We start from the raw sequence: 18,416 nt of genomic DNA, 5'->3' as shown, positions 1-18,416 counted from the left end.
TGAACATCGTGCGGCCCTGCGGTGCAAGGAAAGGCTCCGGAGCCCGATTGACGGAAAGTAACCCTGACCTGCCGGGCGCATGTTGCCGAGCCGGATCGCCGGGTATCTGCCGTCATTTCCGGCCTTGGGCTGCGGCCTTCTGGTCCACCTCGAGCGCGCGGCGCGCGGCATCCCAGCCCGAAAGGTGATGTGCCCTCAGCATCTCGCGCAGCAAGGGGCCTTCGCGCCGTCGCAGGGTGTCGACGATGCGCGCATGCTCTTCGACTGCCCGTGCCCACCTTTGCGGGTCGCGATTTCCGGCGAAGCGAAAGCGACGGATCCGCGCAGACTCGCTGGCGTAGACCCGCGACAATGCGGGGTTCTGCGCAGCATCGACGATCTTCTGATGGATCGTCTGGTTGAGGTGGAAATAGGCCATCAACTCGCCGTCGCTCCAGGCTTGCACCATGCGATCGTGCAGATCGGCCAGTTCGTCCAGAGCGGCTTGCGTCGCGTTCCGGGCGGCGCGCTCGGCGGCTATGCTTTCGAGGCCGATGAGCACCTCGATCGATGCTTCGACATCCTCGGTCGAGAGGACAACGACGGTCGCGCCCGCGTTCGGACGGATCGTGATCAGACCCTCGCCCTCCAGTATCTTGAAGGCTTCCCGCAACGGGGTCCGCGAAATGTTCAGCCGCTCCACCAGGACCCGTTCGTTGATCCGGCTGCCCGGCTCAAGCTCGCCGCTGGTGATCATGTCACGGACCTGCTGCGTGACATAGGCAGAGCGCGTCCCCCGCCGCGGCTCGATGGTCTGATCCTTCATGCGGCCTCCTGATTGCATGCAAAGAGATACATGATGCGCCAACCGTAGGAAAATTACATTTGACCGCCTCTGCTTTGCATGCAATGAATCGAAAAATAGATTGATGCAATCGACTATCCTCGGGAATCGTCGCCTGTTGCATGCAAATCGCGATTCCCTTGGAGGAGGACCGGATGAACCACCACGCCTATTTCGACCGCGGATCGCGATCCGTCGACTGCACGATCATCGGGACGGGCGGCTTCGGCCGCAGCTTTCTGGCGCAGGGGCAGGTGGTGCCGGGGCTCTCCGTCCGGGTGGCGGTCGATCGCGAGAGCGGCATCGCGGCCGAGAGCCTTCGCTCGGTAGGTGTGGCCGCCTCGGAGATCCGGGAATGCAGCACAGCGGACGAAGCGCAGGACGCATGGAATGACGGAGCGTTCATTGCTGCAAGCGATTATGCCACCGTCGCGGCGCTTCCGGTCAAGGTCGTCGTCGAGGCCACCGGTGCCCCGGAATCGGGTGCCCGCCATGCGCGGATGGCCCTCGAGAACGGCTGTCACGTGGCGATGGTTTCCAAGGAGGTGGACAGTGTCGTCGGACCCGGTCTCGCCGCGATGGCGCGTGAGCGGAACCTGATCGTTTCGCCGGTGGACGGCGACCAGCCCAGTCTGCTGATCGGCCTGATCACCTGGGCCGAGGTGCTCGGCCTCGAGATCGTCGCCGCCGGCAAGTCCAGCGAATACGATTTCGTCCATGACCGGGCCAACGGCACCATGACGGTCGACGGAGAAACTGTCGAGGCACCCGATTTTGCCGGTCTCGAACGGCTGGGCGACGGCGATTGTGCCGAGTTCGTCGCGCGGCGCGCGGCCGCCACTGCCATGCTGCCCCAGCGGGCGGTGCCGGATCTGTGCGAAATGACGTTGGTCGCCAATGCCTGCGGCATGCTGCCCGACCGTCCGGACCTGCACTGCCCCATCGCCCGCATCGATGAGGTCGCAACCATTCTGTCGGAAACGTCCGAGGGGGGCATCTTGTCACGGCCTCGTGTGCTCGACGTCTTTCACTGCCTGCGCGAACCGGGCGAGGTGAGCTTTGCCGGAGGCGTCTTCGTGGTCGTGCGCTGCAAGCATGACGAGACCTGGGAAATGTTGCGCGGCAAAGGCCATGCGGTCAGCCGCAGCGGGCGCACCGCGATGATCTACATCCCCCGCCACCTGCTCGGGATGGAGGCCGCCACGACGATCTTCGAGATCGGTCTCAAAGGTGTGTCGTCGGGCGCGGAACAGCCCGGCCATCATATCGACCTCGTGGCGCATGCCGATCGCGACTTTCCCGCGGGCAGCTATCTCGAAATGGGCGGTCATCATCATTCGATCGAAGGCGTGTCTTCACGCATGATGCCGGGCCGCCCGCTCGATGCGCAGGCCCCCGCACCGTTCTACATCGCCTCGAACTGCAGGCTGGCCCGGGATGTCCGCGCCGGAGAGCTGATCCGGATGGGAGATCTCGTGCTCGACCGGAACAGCGAGCTCGTTCGCCTGCGCGAAGAACAGGATCGACGCCTTGCCGAACAGAGGCTGTCGGCCTGACGGCAGACAACGGCTCTGCGATGTCACCAAATCGGAGAGCCGGACTACACGTTCAAATCACAGGGAGGAAACCATGAACATCACCTACCGCTCCGTCGCGACGGTCGCAGCGATCGCCGTCTGCTCCGGCCCCGCTTTCGCACAGGATGGCTACAGTCCGTCCGCGATCACCGCTTTCGTCGCCGCCGGTGCCGGTGGCGGGACCGACAACTTCGCGCGCACGGTTCAGCCGATGCTGGAAGAGCGGCTCGACGCCAATGTCACCATCATAAACCTGCCCGCCGCCTCCGGTGCCGTCGCGCACCAGCGTACCGCCACCGCGGACCCTGACGGGGAATCCATCGAGTTCGCGTCGTCCACCCTGATCACCAGTCTCGCCGCCGGACAGAACCCGATCGGACTCGACCTGCTGACCCCGGTCGCAAGGATGCAGTCGGACGTTCTGATGCTGGTCGTGAACCCCGAGAAGTACGAGAGCTTCGAGGCGTTCAAGGCTGCCGCCGAAGAGAACCCCGGCACGCTGATCATCGGCGGCACCCATGCGGCCAGCATCGACCGCATGGCCTTTCTGGGCCTCAATGCGGAAGCCGGTCTCGATCTGAACTTCATCCCCTACGACAACGAGGGTGCAGCGTCCGCGAACCTGCTGAGTGGCAATATCGACGGCATGTTCAACGAGATCAGCGCCATTCAGGGCTACATGGAGTCGGGCGAGATGGTCCCGGTCCTCGCGCTGGCGGACGACAGGCTCGAGGCCTATCCCGATATTCCGACCACCATGGAGAACGGCTGGGATCTGACCTTCGGCAACGAGCGCGGCATCTTCATCAATGCCGAGACCCCGCCCGAAACCATCGGTGCCATCGAAGCGGTCTTCGAGGACATCTACGGCTCGGAGGCCTATCAGGACTACGCGGCGCGGACCTTCCTCGACGTGCGTCCGGGCTGGCTTGGCAGCGAGGAGTACCGGGCCGAACTCGAGAAGAACCTCGCGTATTTCCAGGAGCTCCTGGCCGCCGAATGATCCCTTCGCGCATGCCTGCCCTGACCGGCGGGCATGCGATCTTCGGATCAGGTACTGACAGGAGGTTCCGCCTTGTCGACTCGTCTCTCCATCTTCGTGATCGTCACGTTTTTCGTCGGCCTCGGCTTTCTCTGGCAGGCGGCGCAGTTCCCGGCGAGCCATGAGGTATCTACCCTCGTCGGGCCGCGGACCTGGCCGTTCGGCGTGCTGGTGCTGCTGCTCGGGCTGGTCGTCGTCATGGCGCTGCTGCTCTGGACCCGGGGGGCTGAGCAGTTCACCGGCCCCGACGAGGTTTCGGGCAGCGAACCCGACGCCGCCGTCCAGCGGGACCACCTCTCGGGCAGGCGCTGGCCCCACCTGATGATCTTCGGGCTGGCGCTCGGCTACTCGCTGATCATGGCGCTGACCGGCTACCTCCTGGCGACCGCCATCTTTGCCGCGACCGCGACCGTCGTGCTCGGCGAGCGCCGGCCCCTGCGGGTGGTGCTCAACACCGTGATAGCCGTCGCCATCGTCGCCCTTGTCTTCGATCGGCTTCTCAACATTCCGCTGCCCTGACGGACGGCTGAAAGGACATTTCATGCTTAGCGATCTGATGGGCGGCTTCGGAGTCGTCCTCCAGCCGATCAACCTCCTGATCCTCGCATCCGCCGTTCTGATCGGCTTTGTCGGCGGGGCCTTGCCCGGGATCAGCGGCGTGATCCTCGTGGTCATCCTGTTGCCGGTGACCTATTCGATGGAGCCGACCGGTGCTTTCATGCTGCTTACGGCGATCTATGCCTCGAGCGTCTTCTCGGGCCTGATCACGGCGATCCTCTATCGGGCCCCGGGCACCCCCGAGGCGGTGATGACCGCTATCGACGGCTACCCGATGACCCAGAAGGGAGAGGCCGGAAAGGCGCTCGGCATCGGTATTCTCTCCTCGGCGCTCGGCGGCGTTCTGGGCACGGTGGTGCTGATCGTGGCCACGCCGTTGCTGGCCAACATCGCGCTGCAGTTCTCCTCACCCGAATTCTTCGCGCTCGCCGTGCTCGGACTGACTGTCGTGGCCTCCCTCGGGGGCAACCTGATCATGGGCGTGATCGGCGTCTGCATCGGCCTGATCATCGCCTCCGTCGGGCTCGACCCGCTGACCGGAACGCAGCGCTTCACGTTCGGCAATCTCGAATTGATGAGCGGTATCAACCTGATCCCCGTGATCATCGGCCTCTTCGCAATTTCCGAGGTGCTCAAGCGAAGCCAGGAGGGGGATGTCCACCTGGACAGCAAGAAGTTCAAGATCCGCATCTTCGACTGGCCGGTGATCCGGCAGGTCCGCGGCGCGATCCTGCGCTCGTCCATTCTGGGCACGGCCATCGGCATCCTGCCTGGTATCGGCGCGTCGACCGCAGCGATGGTGGCCTATTCGGAAACCGTCCGCTGGTCGAAGGACCGCTCGCGCTTCGGGAAGGGCGCGCCGGAAGGCGTCGCGGCCCCGGAAGCCGCCAACAACGCCGCGGCGATGGGCGCGCTCGTCCCGCTTTTCGCGCTCGGCATCCCCGGCTCGGGTACCACCGCGGTCATCCTCGGCGCATTCATCGTTCACGGCCTGACCCCGGGTCCGACCTTCATGACCGGCAATACCGACCTGATCTATGCCGTGTTCGTCGGTCTGCTGATCGTCAACCTGCTGATCCTCGTGTTCTCGAAGCCGTTCATCGCGTTGCTTTCCAAGATGCTCGACGTGCCCTACTCGGTGCTCGGGCCGATCATCGTGATCTGCTGTATAGTCGGCACCTACTCTGTTCAGAACTCGATGATGGATGTCTGGCTCATGCTGGGCTTTGGCCTCGCGGGGTTCCTGCTCGAGAAGGTGGGCTTCCCCCTCGTCGCGATCATTCTCGGGGTCGTGCTCGGACCGATCGCCGAGAGCGAACTGCGCCGATCGCTGGCGATGTCCCGCGGCGACTGGTCCGTGTTCCTGGATCGGCCGATCAGCGCCATCCTTCTTGCGACCGCCATCCTGCTGGTGCTGATGACGGTGGTCCTGCCGCTGCTTCGCCGCCCGACGGAAGCCGTCACCGAAACCCGCGACTCGTGACGGGTCGCCCATGAGTTCGACACGACAGGGAGCCCGATCATGAAACTCGGATGCATCGGTGACGATTTCACCGGATCGTCGGACCTTGCATCGATGCTTGCCAAGAACGGGATGCGCGTCATTCAGTTCTCGGGCGTTCCGGAAGGCAACGCACCGGCCGATGTCGATGCCGGCGTCGTCGCGCTCAAAACCCGCACGATGCCGGTAGAGGACGCGGTGCGCCGGTCGCTCGAGGCGCTCGACTGGCTGATCGCGCAGGACTGCACGCAGTTCTTCTTCAAGTATTGCTCGACTTTCGATTCGACGCCCCAGGGAAATATCGGTCCGGTGATCGAGGCCCTGATGGAACGCCTCGGTACCGAGACGGCGATCGTCTGCCCCGCTTTCCCGGCAACGGGGCGAACCGTTTACCAGGGCCACCTTTTCGTACAGGACAAACTGCTTTCGGAATCGGGGATGGAACATCATCCGCTGACCCCGATGACCGATCCCGACATCCGGCGCTGGCTGGCGCGCCAGTCGGAGCGTGGGGTCGGGCATGTCGCCGCCGGCACCGTCGCGGAAGGCCCCGACGCCATACTGGCCGCGGTTCGGGCGGAGACCGAGGCCGGTCGCCCGTTGGTCGTCATCGACGCGATCAACGACGCGGATCTGCGTGCAATCGGTGCCGCCGCCGATGGTGTGCCGCTCATCACCGGCGGGTCCGGCGTCGCGATGGGGCTTCCGGTCAACTTGCTGGGCGCGGATGCCCTTTATTCGGTCGAGGGAGACTGGCGCGGAGAGGCGGGTCCCGCGGCTCTGATCGCAGGCTCCGCCTCGACGATGACGCGTGCCCAGATCGCCCGCTGGCGCGAGCGGCATCCGGCACTGGAGATCACCGCCGATGAGGTCATGGAAGGCCGCGTCACCCCGGACGAGGCCGTCGGCGCCGCACTCGAAAGCGACAGCCCCCTCCTGCTCTACTCTTCCGCCGATCCCGCGACGGTGAAGGCCGCCCAGGAGAAATACGGTCGCGAGATCGTCGCGGGACGGCTCGAAGCGTTCTTTGCCGAGACCGCGCGGTTGCTTGTCGCCAACGGCGTCCGGCGGCTGGTGACGGCAGGGGGCGAAACGTCGGGCGCGGTCGTCGAGGGGCTTGGTCTGACCGCCCTGCGCATCGGGCCCGAGATCACGCCGGGCGTTCCCGCAGTGGCGGCGGAAGGCCGGCCTCTCGTGCTGGCGCTCAAGTCGGGCAATTTCGGCGATGTCGACTTTTTCGAGACCGCACTGGCGATGCTGGAGGCAAGACCATGAGCGAGATGGCACGCCTTCGCGAACAGGTCTGTACGTATGCCGCGACGCTCTACGACCAGGGGCTGACCCATGGCTCGACCGGGAACATCTCGGTCCGTACGCCGGATGGCGGTCTTCTGGTGACGCCCACGGGCTCGTCCTTCATGACGCTCGATCCGGCGCGTCTGAGCCTGTTCGACGCAGGCATGCTCCACGTCGATGGCGACAAGCCGACCAAGGAAATGCCGCTGCACTCGGCCTTCTACGAGACCCGCAGCAAGGCAGGTGCCATCGTGCACCTGCATTCCTGCCATTCGGTCGCGCTTTCGATGATGCCCGATGTCGACGCCGACGACTTCCTCCCCCCGCTGACCCCCTACCCGATCATGAAGCTCGGGCGGGTCAAGCTGCTGCCCTACTTCATGCCCGGGGATCCTTGCATCGGCGATGCGATCCGCGGCCTTGCCGGAAAGCGGTCGGCGGTGATGCTCGCCAATCACGGCCCCGTGGTCGCGGGGAAGGATCTGGAAGCTGCGGTGCACGCCATCGAGGAGCTCGAGGCCGGGGCCAGGCTGGCAATGATGACCCGCACCCTGTCGCCGCGCCGGCTGACCGACGCGCAGGTATCCGCGCTGGTCACGACGTTCGAAGTGGACTGGTGACATCGGCCTCGGCCCGTCATCGGACAACTTCATATCCGGGACGATCTTACGATTAGGGGGGCAGCCTCGATGGATGTCCCGTTCGATCTTAGCTCATTCGACAAGAACGGAAGGCTCGATTTCGGCTGAATGAACATTGCGCAGGGTTTCGCGATCGCTCGCGCCAAGCTCGAAGCTCAGACGGAGGTCAGGGCACGGGACAGGCGGGCGACTGCTTCGGGATCGGTACGTCGGGCATTGGTGGGGGCGAAGCCGAGGCGCACCAGATCGGCGTCGGGCGGTGACGCGGCCGCGGAGGCCGAGCTGTGGATCTCGCGAACTCCGGTTGCGGCGATCAGTTCGGCCGCGTTTTCGGGTCTGATTCCGCTGCCGGCCATAATCGACAGGCCCGGCGGCGCGGCGCGCACCATCTCGGCAATCGTCGCGGCACCCTCGGGGGCCGTCACCGCGCCGCCGGAGGTGAGCACCCGCTCGAACCCCAGATCTGCGACACTGCCGAGAGCGGTGGCGGGGGTGGGAAGCAAGTCGATCACCCTGTGGAGGGTGCGCCCCATACCTTCGGCGCGCTTCGCAAGGCGGTCGAGCGCGCCGAGATCGAGCCCGTCGCCTGAGCCCGCGCCCAGCACGACGCCTGCGAGGCCGAGCGCGCGGGCGCGATCGATCTCCGTCTCCATGTCGGACAGTTCCTCGTCCGAGAAGAGGAAATCGCCGTCGCGCGGACGGATCATGGCATAGGCGGGCACAGGGCAGCGTGCCGCGGCCCGCATCAGCGCCTCGGACGGGGTCAGTCCGCCGAGCGCCAGCGCCGCGCAGAGTTCGATCCGGTGGGCACCGCCCGTGACGGCCGCCATCAGCCCCGCATGGCTGTCGACGCAGATTTCCAGCGTCCGGCTCATACCCGTTCTTGCCGCAATCCGGGCACGTGTTTCCGCGCGCCGATCACGATTCCGCAGTCCGGTCGAGATGGATGCACGCGGCCTTGTGGCCCTCGCCGAGACGCTCGAGCGGGGGGACTGCACTGGCGCAGGCATCGGTGGCCAGCGGACACCGCGTCCGGAAGACGCATCCCGACGGCGGGGCCATGGGAGAAGGGATATCCCCTTCGACGATGGGGGTGTCCTGCGGCCTTTTCCCGACTTTCGGCGCGGCTGCGAGAAGGGCCCGCGTGTAGGGATGCCGGGGGTTCCCGTATATCTGGGAACGCGTGCCGATCTCCATCACCTTGCCGAGATACAGAACGACGACCCTGTCGCAGAGATGCTCCACCACACTCAGATCGTGGGCGATGAAGAGCATCGTCAATCCGAGGTCGCGCTGGAGATCCTGCAGAAGGTTGACGACCTGTGCCTGAACGCTGACGTCGAGCGCCGAGACAGGCTCGTCCGCGATGATGAATTCCGGCTCGACGGCGAGCGCCCGTGCGATGCCGATCCGCTGACGCTGCCCCCCTGAGAATTCGTGGGGATAGCGCGACATGGCCGACTTGGGCAGTCCCACTTGTTCGAGCAGTTCCGCGATCCGGCCGGGACGGCTGGACCGGGAGCCGATCGAGTGGATCGAAAGCGCCTCGCCGATGAGGGCATCGACACGCTTGCGCGGATTGAGCGAGGCGTAGGGATCCTGGAAGACATACTGCATCCGCCGCCGGTAGGCGCGGAACTGCGTCTCGGGCAGGTTGTGGATATGCGTCCCGTCGAACCGGATGCTGCCGTCCGTGGGCGTTTCCAGACGCAGGATGCCGCGGCCCACGGTCGATTTTCCCGATCCGCTCTCGCCGACGACGCCCAGAACCTCGCCGCGCCGGATATCGAAGCTGACGCCGTCGACGGCGCGCACCGTGCCGCCGGGCACGGCGAAATGCACTTTCAGATCGTCGATCTGCAGAAGCGTGTCGTTCATGGGAAGAGCTCCGGGCTGCGGATGCACCGGGACGGATGGCCCTCGCCGCGGTCGGTCAGGTCCGGGCGGCTGGCTTCGCAGAGCTCCCGCGCGTGATCGCAGCGCGGAGCGAAGAGACAGCCCGCGGGCCGGTCGGCCGGTGCGGGAACGGTTCCGCGGATCGCCTTGAGGCGCGCGCCGGACCCGCTCGGCAGGCTGGCGAGAAGGCCGCGGGTGTAGGGATGGACGGGGCGTGTCAGCACGTCGTCGACCGTGCCCTGCTCGAGAACGGATCCGCCATACATGACCACGACCCGGTCGGCGATCTCGGACACGACCGCGAGATCGTGGGTGATGAACAGGATCGACATGCCGAGTTCGGCCTTCAGCCGGTTCAGCAGCCGCAGGATCTGTGCCTGTATGGTGACATCGAGGGCCGTGGTCGGCTCGTCGGCGATCAGCAGGTTCGGCCGGCACGCCAGCGCCACGGCGATCATGATGCGCTGGCGCATGCCACCGGACATCTGGTGGGGATACTGATCGACCCGGTGCTCGGGCGCCGGAATGCCGACGAGGCGAAGAAGCTCGAGGACCTCCTGGCGCAACTGGCCTCGCGACATCTTCCGGTGCTGGATGACGGCCTCGCCGATCTGGTCGCCGACCGTGAGAACCGGATTGAGCGATGTCATCGGCTCCTGGAAAATCATGCCGATCTCGTTGCCCCGGATCCCCCGCATTTCCTTCTCGGTGGCGCGCACCAGTTCGGCGCGACTGCCGTCGCGCCGCCTGAAGCTGAGAGTGGCGGCATCGATCCGGGCGTTTCTGTCCAGCAGCCGCATTATCGACAGCGCGGTGACGCTCTTGCCGGAACCGCTCTCCCCCACCACCGCCAGCGTTTCGCCCGGCCGGATATCGAAGCTGACCGCAGTGAGGGCCGGGACGGATCCATGTTCCGTCCGGAAGGTCGTCGAGAGATCCTCGACCTTGAGGATCGAGGCCTCGGTCACGGCTTGGCCCGCGCCGAAGGCCGTGCCTCGGGGACGTAGGCGAAGCCCGTGTCGAACGGGTATGTCTCGACCGCCTTGCGGTGCCGCTCCAACCGCTCGACGTATTGATCGACCACGCCTGACGACAGGATCATGATCGGCGGGTTCGCGAGCGGCGCCAGTTCGGGAGAGAGGTATCCGGACTTGACCACGACGATCCTTGCCGCGGCCGGGTCCAGGCCCAACGCGGTGAAATTCGCGATATCGTGGTAAGGTCGTCGTCTGGCCGACAGAACGAGGGTGACGCCCTCGATCGTGACGACGGCCTGGCGCAACTGGGGTGCGGGATCGTCGGCGAGCGTTTTGACGACGACCTCGCCCTTCCATGGGGTGGAGCCGGGATCGAGCGTCGCACCGATGGAAAGCGGAATCCGCGCACCTTCGCCGGCAGCGAAGCACGCATCGACCGCGGGCTTGTCGCAGATGCCGGCGAAGACCACATCGGTCGCCCCCTGATCGAGCAATTCCGACAGGACTTCGGCCCGGTCACCGACGCCGCCGCCCGTGGGGTTGTCGCCGCTTTCTGCGAGGACCACGGGATGAGTGGCGCTGGCCAGCGCTGCGCTGACCGACTCTACGATGCTGCCCGTCTGCGTGCCGAAAGAGAAATCGTCCCGGGCGTCCCAATAGGCCTGCGCCAGCTTTTCGGCCGCGGCCTTGAGGGCGGGGATGTCCGTACCCGTCATGATCGCCGCGGCCGTGGCGCGGGGCTCGTCCGCCCAGACATATCCGACATTCAGCGAGGCATCCCAGATCCCCTCGACCGCGTCGATATCCGGCAGGCGGGCATAGAGGGACTTGGCCGGTTCGTCCTCCGTCGACGTCCGCTCTCCGGGCAGCACCACCGGAATGGGGGCCCAGACGATGCCCGGCCGCTCGCCGGCCAATGCGCGGAAGAGCATGTCGACGGCCCGCGCCTGGGTCTCGGGAATGTCGATATGCGGGGCCGTCCGGTAGGTGGAATAGACGTCCAGCGCATCGATGATCCGCTGGGAGAGATTGCCGTGCAGGTCGTAGCTGGCCGCGATCACGCAGTCTTCGCCCACCACCTCGCGGGCGCTCGAGATCCAGTCACCCTCGGCGTCTTCCATGTCCTCGACGAAGAGTGCCCCGTGCATGGCCAGATAGAGCCCGTCGAGTGGGAGCGCTGCCGTGAGTGCTGCGACGAACTCGGCCTTGAAGCTTTCGTATGTTTCACGGGCGATAGGCCCGCCTGCGATATTGCGGGCGTAGAAGGTTGGCAGATACTCCGCTTCGTGCCGCTTGAGCACGTCGAAATACGGCTTCCCGATCATCTCGTCTCCGCGCCAGACGGTGAAATCGCCCTCGGTCATCAGAACGGGATTGTAGGTCGAGCATTCGGTGTGGAGGCCACCTACGGCAACTCTCATGCCATCTTCCTTTGTTTCGTGTTGGGAGTGAGGAGCAGCCTGTGCGCCGCCACCGAGGCCGCGCCGGCGGCATGTCCACCCTCGAGCGCGGTGCCGACATCGAGAGCGGTGCGTTCGCGCATCTGCGGCAGGACGTTGGCGTCGAGCGACTGTGCCAGTGCCGTCGCGTAGAGGCCGTCCACGGTATCCGCTTCCATCCGGACGATGACATGCCCCGGGTTCACGATCTGGATGAGATGCGCCAGCGCGAGGCCGAGCGCCTCTCCCGCGCGGTGCAGGATCGCGATCGCCCGGCTGTCGCCCCGGTGGGCTGCCGCCCGCTCCAGCGCGTCGAGCGAGGTCTCTTCGAGGCCTGCCTCCTCGGCGGCGGTGGCGACGGCGCGCATGCTCGCGACGGTATCGAGGCAGCCGCGCTTTCCGCAGATGCAGGGCGCGCCGCCGGGGGCCACGGTGATATGGGCGAACTCGCCCGCACCGCCTGCGGCACCGCGAAAGAGTTGCCGCCCGATGAAGAGCGCCCCGCCGATGCCGACACCCACGCTGACGAGCGCAAGGGAATCCCCGGAGATTCCGCCGAAGAGTTTCTCGTGGATCGCCAGGGCGTTGGCGTCGTTCTCGATGAGAACCGGCATGCCGAGTGCCGCCGTCGCCATGCGCCCCAGCGGGACGTCGTTCCAGCCCATCAACGTGGAGCGGATACACACATCCTGTTCGGGGCTGACCACGCCCGAGATCGAAATTCCCATCCCGTAGACCGCGTCGCGCTCGACGCCGCAATCGGCGAGAAGGGCCTCCAGATCGCTTTCCAGCGTGGCGCAGATCTCATGGGGGTCGCGTCGCCCCGGCAGATCGCGTCGCCCCGCGATGTGTCCTTTCATGTCGCACAGGACGATTCGGCCGCGGCCCGGCCGGAGGGACAGCCCCGCGAACCAGACAGCGCCGCTGCGAAGCGTGAGGAGCGTCGAGGGCCGACCGGCGCGGCGCACCTGCTCGGCCTCGGCGATCAATCCGGACCCGATGAGCTCACGCGTGGCGGCTGTCACGGCGGCCTTCGAAAGCCCTGCCGCGGCGGCGAGTTCCGTCCGGCTCGCCTGTCCGGCCTCCGACAGCGCCCAGAGCAGCCTGCGATGATGATCTCCAGTCTGGATCATCTTGAGTTAATTCCAAATCTGAACATCACTCGTGTTTTTACTTTACAGATATAACTAAATCAAGCGATGTATAACCTGCATAGGAATTAAATCTTGGCCCGCACCCTCAAGCAGGGCGCAACTTGGACGGATTGGAGATGGTTATGTTCGCGAAGAAAAAGGGATTGGGGCGCATCGCTCTTGCGGGAGCCGCGTCGCTTCTCGCTCTCGGGGCCGCTGAGGCGCAGACACTGACGGTCATGCAAAGCGAGGCACCGCGCTCCATGGATCCGGCCGACCAGACGGCCTCGTTCACGCAGGTGGTCCTCGCGCCGATGTACGAGGGCCTGATCGAACGCAATCGCGAGCTTGAGATCGTACCCGCCCTCGCAACCGAGTGGGAGACCAGCGACGACGGCCTCGCGTGGACGTTCACGCTCCGCGAGAATGTGCAGTTTCACGACGGCACGCCCCTCGATGCCGATGCCGTGACCGCATCGTTCGAGCGGCTTCTCAATCCCGAGCTCGGCCTTGCCGCGGCGGGCAAGATCACCGGTTTGCTGGAGCGTGTCGAGGCCGTCGATCCGTCGACCGTCCGCTTCACGCTGGCCCGGCCTTACGCGGGCTTCGCGGATCTGATGGCGACATCGGTCGGCTGGGTGGTGAGCCCCGCGGCCGGGGAGCTGGGCACCCACGCCGTCGGCACGGGACCGTTCGAGTTCACCGAGTATCAGTCCGGCGATCACGTGACCATGCAGGCCTTCGACGGCTATTGGGGCGACGCTCCGTCCCTCGACGAAATCGTATTCACCTGGTCCGCCGAAAGCTCTGTCCTCACCATGGGTGTGCAATCCGGCGAAGTCGACGTGGTCAATCCCCTGCCACCGGTCTTCGCGCAGGCGGTCTCGGCCAATCCCGATCTGACACTCATCGATCAGCCCGGCGCATTCGTCTTCTGGGTGTCGCTGAATGTCGAGCTTGAACCGCTCGACCAGAAATCGGTACGTCAGGCGCTGAACTATGCCACGGATCGCGAGGCACTGGTCGAGGCGCTGCTGCGCGGATACGGCACCCCGGCGAACTCCCCGCTCGCTCCGACAAACCCCGCATGGGATGAAAGCCTCAATCCCTATCCCTACGATCCCGAAATGGCGCGGTCGCTGCTCGAGGACGCCGGGCTCGGCAATGGTTTCTCCATGTCCGTCGCCGTGCAGGAGCCCGAGGCGGCGATCGCCGAAGCGTTGCAAGCCATGTGGGCCGAGATCGGCGTGGATCTCGAGGTGCGCCGCCTCGAAAGCGGTGTTTGGTCGGAAGCGGCGTTCAACGGGCCCGAGGCCAAGGCCGAAGACGATCTCGGTGCCGTGATCGCGTCGTGGTCCAGCGGTTCGGTCAATGCCGACCTGCAGTTCCGCCCGCTCTACACCACCGGTGCCTGGGCCCCTACGGGTGCCAATCTGGGCTTCTTCTCCTCCGAGGAGCTCGATGCTCTGGTGGATGAGGCTGCGGCGACCCTGGATGCGACCCAGCGCAACGCCCTCTACGTCGAAGCGCAGGAGATCGTGAACGAGGAAGCGCCGCACGTGCTGCTCTATTCCACCCGCGATCTCGCCGCGGCCAGTTCCGAGGTCGAGGGGCTCTGGCTGCAGCCCGGCGGCCTTCTGATGGTTGAGGACGCCTCGATCACGGAATGAGACCGAGACCCTGCAAAGGGGCGGAGCCGCGCCCGGTTCCGCCCCGCCATTCCCGAGGCCTGCGATGAAGCGCTATTTCCTTCGGAAATCGATGATGCTGCCGATCGTCCTGCTGGGCGTTTCCTTTATCGTCTTCCTGTCGGTGCGGATGCTGCCCGGCGATCCCGCACGCTTGATGGCCGGCCCCGAGGCGACGCAGGCCGCCGTCGACAACATGCGGATCCGGCTGGGTCTGGACCAGCCGATCATCCTTCAATACGCGAAGTTTCTCGGCAATGCCGCGACCGGCGATTTCGGCACCTCCATCCGCTCCGGCAGATCGGTTTCTGAAGAACTCGCGCCGCGCTTCATGGCGACCCTGCGACTGGCCAGCGTGGCCTATTTCTTCGCGACCTTGCTGGGCGTGCCGCTCGGCATGGCCGGGGCCATCTGGCGAGGGCGGACAATCGACCAGATCGTGATGATCATCGCCATCCTCGGTGCTTCGGTCGCCAATTTCTGGCTCGCTCTGGTGATGATGGATTACTTCTCGGTCCAGAAGGGATGGCTTCCGCTTCTGGGCGACGGCTCCCCGGCGCATTACGTCATGCCCGCCATCGCCCTCGGCCTGCTGCCGATGGCGCTCGTGGCGCGGATGACGCGGTCCTCTATGATCGAGACACTGGGGCAGGATTACATCCGCACCGCGCGGGCCAAGGGCCTGAGCGCGTTTCGCGTCTATCGCAGGCACGCGCTGCGCAACGCCTTGATACCCATCGTCACGATCATCGGGCTGAACTTCGGCGCGGTGATCGGTTCGACCGTCGTGACGGAGACCGTCTTCAACTGGCCGGGCATTGGACAGATGCTTGTCGATGCCGTTCGCTATCGGGATTACCCGATCATCCAGGGTGTGACGATGCTCGCGGTCGTCAGCGTCGTACTGGTCAACTTCACGGCGGAACTGCTCATTTCCGCCCTCGATCCGCGGGTGAGGTTCGGATGATGCAGTCGATCGCTTTGCCCCGTCTCGTCGACTGGAGCCGCTGGCTCGGACGCAGGCCGTCGCTTTTCATCGGCGGTTTCCTGATCGGGCTGATCGTGCTCGCGGCCCTGTTCGCGCCGCTGCTCGCACCGGCCTCGCCCTATGAGCAGAGCCTGTTGCAGACGCTTCTCCCGCCGTCGGGCGAGCACCTGTTCGGCACCGATTCCTTCGGCCGCGACATCTTCTCGCGCATCCTTTACGGCGCGCAACTCTCGTTGATCGAGGTGCTGCTGGGGACGGGGATCGCCGTCGTCGCTGGCGTGCCGCTCGGGCTTGTCGCGGGATATTACGGCGGACGGATCGATGGTCTCATCATGTGGGTGACGGATGTCATCTTCGCGTTTCCGGGCATCGTCCTCGCCATCCTGATCGTCTCGATCCTCGGGCCGGGACTGGTGAACATGCTGCTGGCCATCGCCGTCTTCTCGGTGCCGGTCTATGCGCGGCTCACGCGCAACCTGACCCTCAGCCTGCGCGAGATGGAATATGTTCAGGCCGCGCGCGCGCTCGGGGCATCGAACGTCCGCATCATGTTCGATCATATCCTGCGCAACGCCCTCGGACCCATCATCGTGCAATCGACGCTGACGGCGGGCACGGTGGTCCTGACGGCGGCCAGCCTGTCGTTCCTCGGCCTCGGCGCGCAACCCCCCATTCCCGAATGGGGCGCCATGATGAGCAATGGCCGCAACTTCCTGGGGGTGGCGCTCTGGGTTTCGCTCTTTCCGGGTCTTGCCGTGACGATCACGGTGCTCGGCTTCAACATCCTCGGCGACGGGCTTAGGGATCTGCTGGACCCGAGGAGCCGAGGATGACCGAGACGCTTTTGCCGCCGAACCGCATCCTCGTCGCGGATATCGGCGGCTCCTTCATCCGCATGGCCGCCGTCGGCACCCGCCCCGGCGAGGTCGGCAAGGTCCGCACCTGCCCCACGCCGACCGAGGATATCGCCGCCTTTCTCGACTCATTGAGCGTGCTGACGGCGGAACTCGCGGGCGAGGTCGACGCGACCGCGCCGCTCATTCTTGCGGCGGCGGGGCTCTGCAACGCGGCGACGGGCACGATCCGGTCGGCGAACATTCCCTGCCTCGACGACAAACCCGTCTGCCGGATCCTCTCCGCACGGCTTCAGCGACCTGTCGGCCTTCTGAACGATGCCGACGCCTTCGCGCTGGCCGAGGCCGGTCAGGGGGTGGGACGCGGACACCGGGTCGTCTTCGGGGCGATCCTCGGGACGGGGATCGGCGGCGGGCTGGTCGTCGACGGGCGGGTCGTCCGCGGCCGCGGCGGGTTGGTCGGCGAATGGGGCCACGGGCCCGTGGCGAACCAGCTGCCCCGAACGCTGGACCGTCCATTGCCCCGGATGCGCTGCGGCTGCGGGCAGGAGGGGTGCGCCGATACGTTCGGCGGGGCACGTGGGCTCGAGCGACTTCACGAGATGATCGGCTTCGCCCCGGCAAAGAGCCACGAGATCACCGACCGGTGGCGCACTGGCGATGCCGAGGCGGCGAAGACAATCGCTCTCTGGGTGGAGATGCTCTCCGAGCCGCTGGCGCTGGCCGTGAACATCACCGGCGCGTCCATCGTGGCCACCGGCGGCGGGCTGGGGCGCGATGCGGCCCTGATGGCCGAGCTCGACAAGGGTCTGCGCAAGCGCATCCTGTCAGAACGGGATGAGCCTGTCCTCTATCCCGGCCGGATCGATCAGGCCGCGCTGGTCGGTGGGGCCATCCTCGGCCACCAGATGAGGCAGAGCGTATGATCGGCTCTTCGGATGGCGGAGGATCGCGCCCGGCTTTGCGCATGGGCCTCGTCGGCGCAGGCCATTGGGCGGGAAAGACCCATGCGCCCGCCATAGCCGCCCATCCCGGACTGCGCTTTGCAGGTGTGTGGGGCCGCGACCGGGATACGTCCGCCGCATTGGCGGATCTGTACGGGGTGCCAGCCTTCGAGAGCGCCGATGCCTTATTCGAGGCGACCGATATCGTGGCTTTTGCAGTGGCACCGGCCGCCCAGGCGTCCCTCGCACCGCGTGCGGCGCGGGCGGGATGCCACCTGATGCTGGAAAAGCCGCTGGCCTCCTCTGCCGGGGATGCCCGGCTGGTCGCCGGGGCGATCCGGGCCGCGGGCGTGCAAGCGCTTGTCTTTCACACGCTGATGTTCGCGCCGGACCTGACCGGGCGGCTCGATGCCCTCGGTGCCACGGGCGAGGTTACGTCGGCGACGTATCGCCACGCCTCCGATGCCCTGATCTCGGGCCCTTATGCGGCTTCGGAATGGCGCCGGGCCGAGGCGGGTGCGCTCATGGATATCGGGCCGCACGCTCTGTCGGTTCTCGAAAGGCTCATGGGGCCGGTGATCGCGCTCGACCTCCTTCGCCTGGGTCCAAGCGATGCCCGCTTTCGCCTGACACATCGCGATGGACGTCGCTCGGAGGTGATCATCGACCTCGCGGCCCGTGAAAATCGCGCATGGGTGCAGATCGAAGGGCGCACGGACGTGACTTCCGAAGGGATCGAAATCGCCTGCGACAGCCGGACGGCCTACGGACGCGCCCTCGACGCCCTCCTCCTTCTCGGTGCCGAGGAGACGGACCGACAGATCGAAACCGCGCTGCGCTACGTGACGCTGTTGGCGCAGGCCACGACGCCACCACCGACCGGGCAGCTCTCGTGACGGAAAACGGCAAAACCAATCTTCCAGATGCAATCGTGCCAGCGGCCGGAATATGAACGGCGACCGGCTGGCCGAGGAAATGGGAACGCTGGCCGAAACATTCGCGGGGCTCAGGCCCGGCTGCCGCTCACCTCAAGTTTTCAGCGTGCCGACAGTTCGCAAA

Annotated in this window: 17 protein-coding genes; 11 read left to right on the top strand and 6 right to left on the bottom strand. The window is 65.9% G+C overall.

Going from position 1 to position 18,416, the window contains the following annotated elements; genetic code table 11:
• Positions 1-112: 112 nt before the first annotated feature.
• The gene (locus RVY76_RS17575) at positions 113-805 is read right to left on the bottom strand and encodes a GntR family transcriptional regulator (protein WP_317377779.1); all 693 of its coding nucleotides are present in this window, start codon (positions 803-805) and stop codon (positions 113-115) included.
• Between the two features lie 173 nt (positions 806-978).
• Here RVY76_RS17575 and RVY76_RS17570 point away from each other — a divergent pair, with 173 nt between their 5' ends.
• From RVY76_RS17570 to RVY76_RS17545, 6 genes are all read left to right on the top strand, one after another.
• On the top strand, positions 979-2,379 hold the full coding sequence (locus RVY76_RS17570; protein ID WP_317377777.1) for a flagellar biosynthesis protein FlgA: 1,401 nt from the start codon (positions 979-981) through the stop codon (positions 2,377-2,379).
• 73 nt (positions 2,380-2,452) lie between these two features.
• On the top strand, positions 2,453-3,403 hold the full coding sequence (locus tag RVY76_RS17565) for a tripartite tricarboxylate transporter substrate binding protein (RefSeq protein ID WP_317377775.1): 951 nt from the start codon (positions 2,453-2,455) through the stop codon (positions 3,401-3,403).
• Positions 3,404-3,475: 72 nt separating this feature from the next.
• Positions 3,476-3,961: a tripartite tricarboxylate transporter TctB family protein gene (locus tag RVY76_RS17560; protein WP_317377773.1), complete on the top strand. Its 486-nt coding sequence runs from the start codon at positions 3,476-3,478 to the stop codon at positions 3,959-3,961.
• A gap of 22 nt (positions 3,962-3,983) precedes the next feature.
• The gene (locus RVY76_RS17555; RefSeq protein ID WP_317377771.1) at positions 3,984-5,483 is read left to right on the top strand and encodes a tripartite tricarboxylate transporter permease; all 1,500 of its coding nucleotides are present in this window, start codon (positions 3,984-3,986) and stop codon (positions 5,481-5,483) included.
• 39 nt (positions 5,484-5,522) lie between these two features.
• Positions 5,523-6,776 carry a 3-oxo-tetronate kinase gene (otnK, locus tag RVY76_RS17550; RefSeq protein WP_317377769.1) on the top strand — a complete coding sequence of 418 codons (1,254 nt, stop codon included), beginning with the start codon at positions 5,523-5,525 and terminating at the stop codon, positions 6,774-6,776.
• Positions 6,773-7,417 (top strand): aldolase, encoded by a 645-nt coding sequence (locus tag RVY76_RS17545; RefSeq protein ID WP_317377767.1) that lies wholly within the window; start codon positions 6,773-6,775, stop codon positions 7,415-7,417. Before otnK ends, RVY76_RS17545 begins: the two co-directional genes overlap by 4 nt.
• A gap of 176 nt (positions 7,418-7,593) precedes the next feature.
• Here the strand turns inward: RVY76_RS17545 and RVY76_RS17540 are convergent, their stop codons facing one another.
• Genes RVY76_RS17540 through RVY76_RS17520 form a run of 5 tightly spaced genes read right to left on the bottom strand, consistent with a single transcriptional unit; the run spans position 7,594 to position 12,883 of the window.
• Complete coding sequence (locus RVY76_RS17540; protein WP_317377766.1) at positions 7,594-8,313, bottom strand: copper homeostasis protein CutC; 720 nt, start codon at positions 8,311-8,313, stop codon at positions 7,594-7,596.
• Positions 8,314-8,356: 43 nt separating this feature from the next.
• Positions 8,357-9,316, bottom strand: coding sequence for an oligopeptide/dipeptide ABC transporter ATP-binding protein (locus RVY76_RS17535; protein ID WP_317377764.1), 960 nt, complete (start codon positions 9,314-9,316; stop codon positions 8,357-8,359).
• A complete protein-coding gene (locus tag RVY76_RS17530; protein ID WP_317377762.1) occupies positions 9,313-10,302 on the bottom strand; it encodes an ABC transporter ATP-binding protein in 990 nt (329 codons plus the stop codon). Before RVY76_RS17530 ends, RVY76_RS17535 begins: the two co-directional genes overlap by 4 nt.
• Complete coding sequence (locus RVY76_RS17525) at positions 10,299-11,732, bottom strand: M81 family metallopeptidase (RefSeq protein WP_317377761.1); 1,434 nt, start codon at positions 11,730-11,732, stop codon at positions 10,299-10,301. The genes RVY76_RS17530 and RVY76_RS17525 overlap by 4 nt, the downstream gene beginning before the upstream one ends.
• Entirely contained in the window at positions 11,729-12,883 is a 1,155-nt protein-coding gene (locus RVY76_RS17520; protein ID WP_317377759.1) for an ROK family protein, read from the bottom strand. Before RVY76_RS17520 ends, RVY76_RS17525 begins: the two co-directional genes overlap by 4 nt.
• A 137-nt stretch (positions 12,884-13,020) precedes the next feature.
• Between RVY76_RS17520 and RVY76_RS17515 the strand changes: the two genes are divergently transcribed.
• The 5 genes from RVY76_RS17515 (at position 13,021) to RVY76_RS17495 (ending at position 18,253) form a co-directional block, all read left to right on the top strand.
• A complete protein-coding gene (locus RVY76_RS17515) occupies positions 13,021-14,553 on the top strand; it encodes an ABC transporter substrate-binding protein (RefSeq protein WP_317377757.1) in 1,533 nt (510 codons plus the stop codon).
• A gap of 64 nt (positions 14,554-14,617) precedes the next feature.
• Entirely contained in the window at positions 14,618-15,538 is a 921-nt protein-coding gene (locus RVY76_RS17510; RefSeq protein ID WP_317377756.1) for an ABC transporter permease, read from the top strand.
• Positions 15,538-16,392, top strand: a complete 855-nt coding sequence (locus RVY76_RS17505) for an ABC transporter permease (RefSeq protein ID WP_317377832.1) — start codon at positions 15,538-15,540, stop codon at positions 16,390-16,392. The genes RVY76_RS17510 and RVY76_RS17505 overlap by 1 nt, the downstream gene beginning before the upstream one ends.
• Positions 16,389-17,339 carry an ROK family protein gene (locus RVY76_RS17500; RefSeq protein WP_317377754.1) on the top strand — a complete coding sequence of 317 codons (951 nt, stop codon included), beginning with the start codon at positions 16,389-16,391 and terminating at the stop codon, positions 17,337-17,339. Before RVY76_RS17505 ends, RVY76_RS17500 begins: the two co-directional genes overlap by 4 nt.
• Complete coding sequence (locus RVY76_RS17495; protein ID WP_317377752.1) at positions 17,336-18,253, top strand: Gfo/Idh/MocA family oxidoreductase; 918 nt, start codon at positions 17,336-17,338, stop codon at positions 18,251-18,253. Before RVY76_RS17500 ends, RVY76_RS17495 begins: the two co-directional genes overlap by 4 nt.
• Positions 18,254-18,416: the final 163 nt, after the last annotated feature.

The organism is Palleronia sp. LCG004, assembly GCF_032931615.1.
Lineage (GTDB): Bacteria > Pseudomonadota > Alphaproteobacteria > Rhodobacterales > Rhodobacteraceae > Palleronia.
Note: the sequence above shows the minus strand (reverse complement) of the source record. Positions and strands in the feature narration are given on the sequence as shown.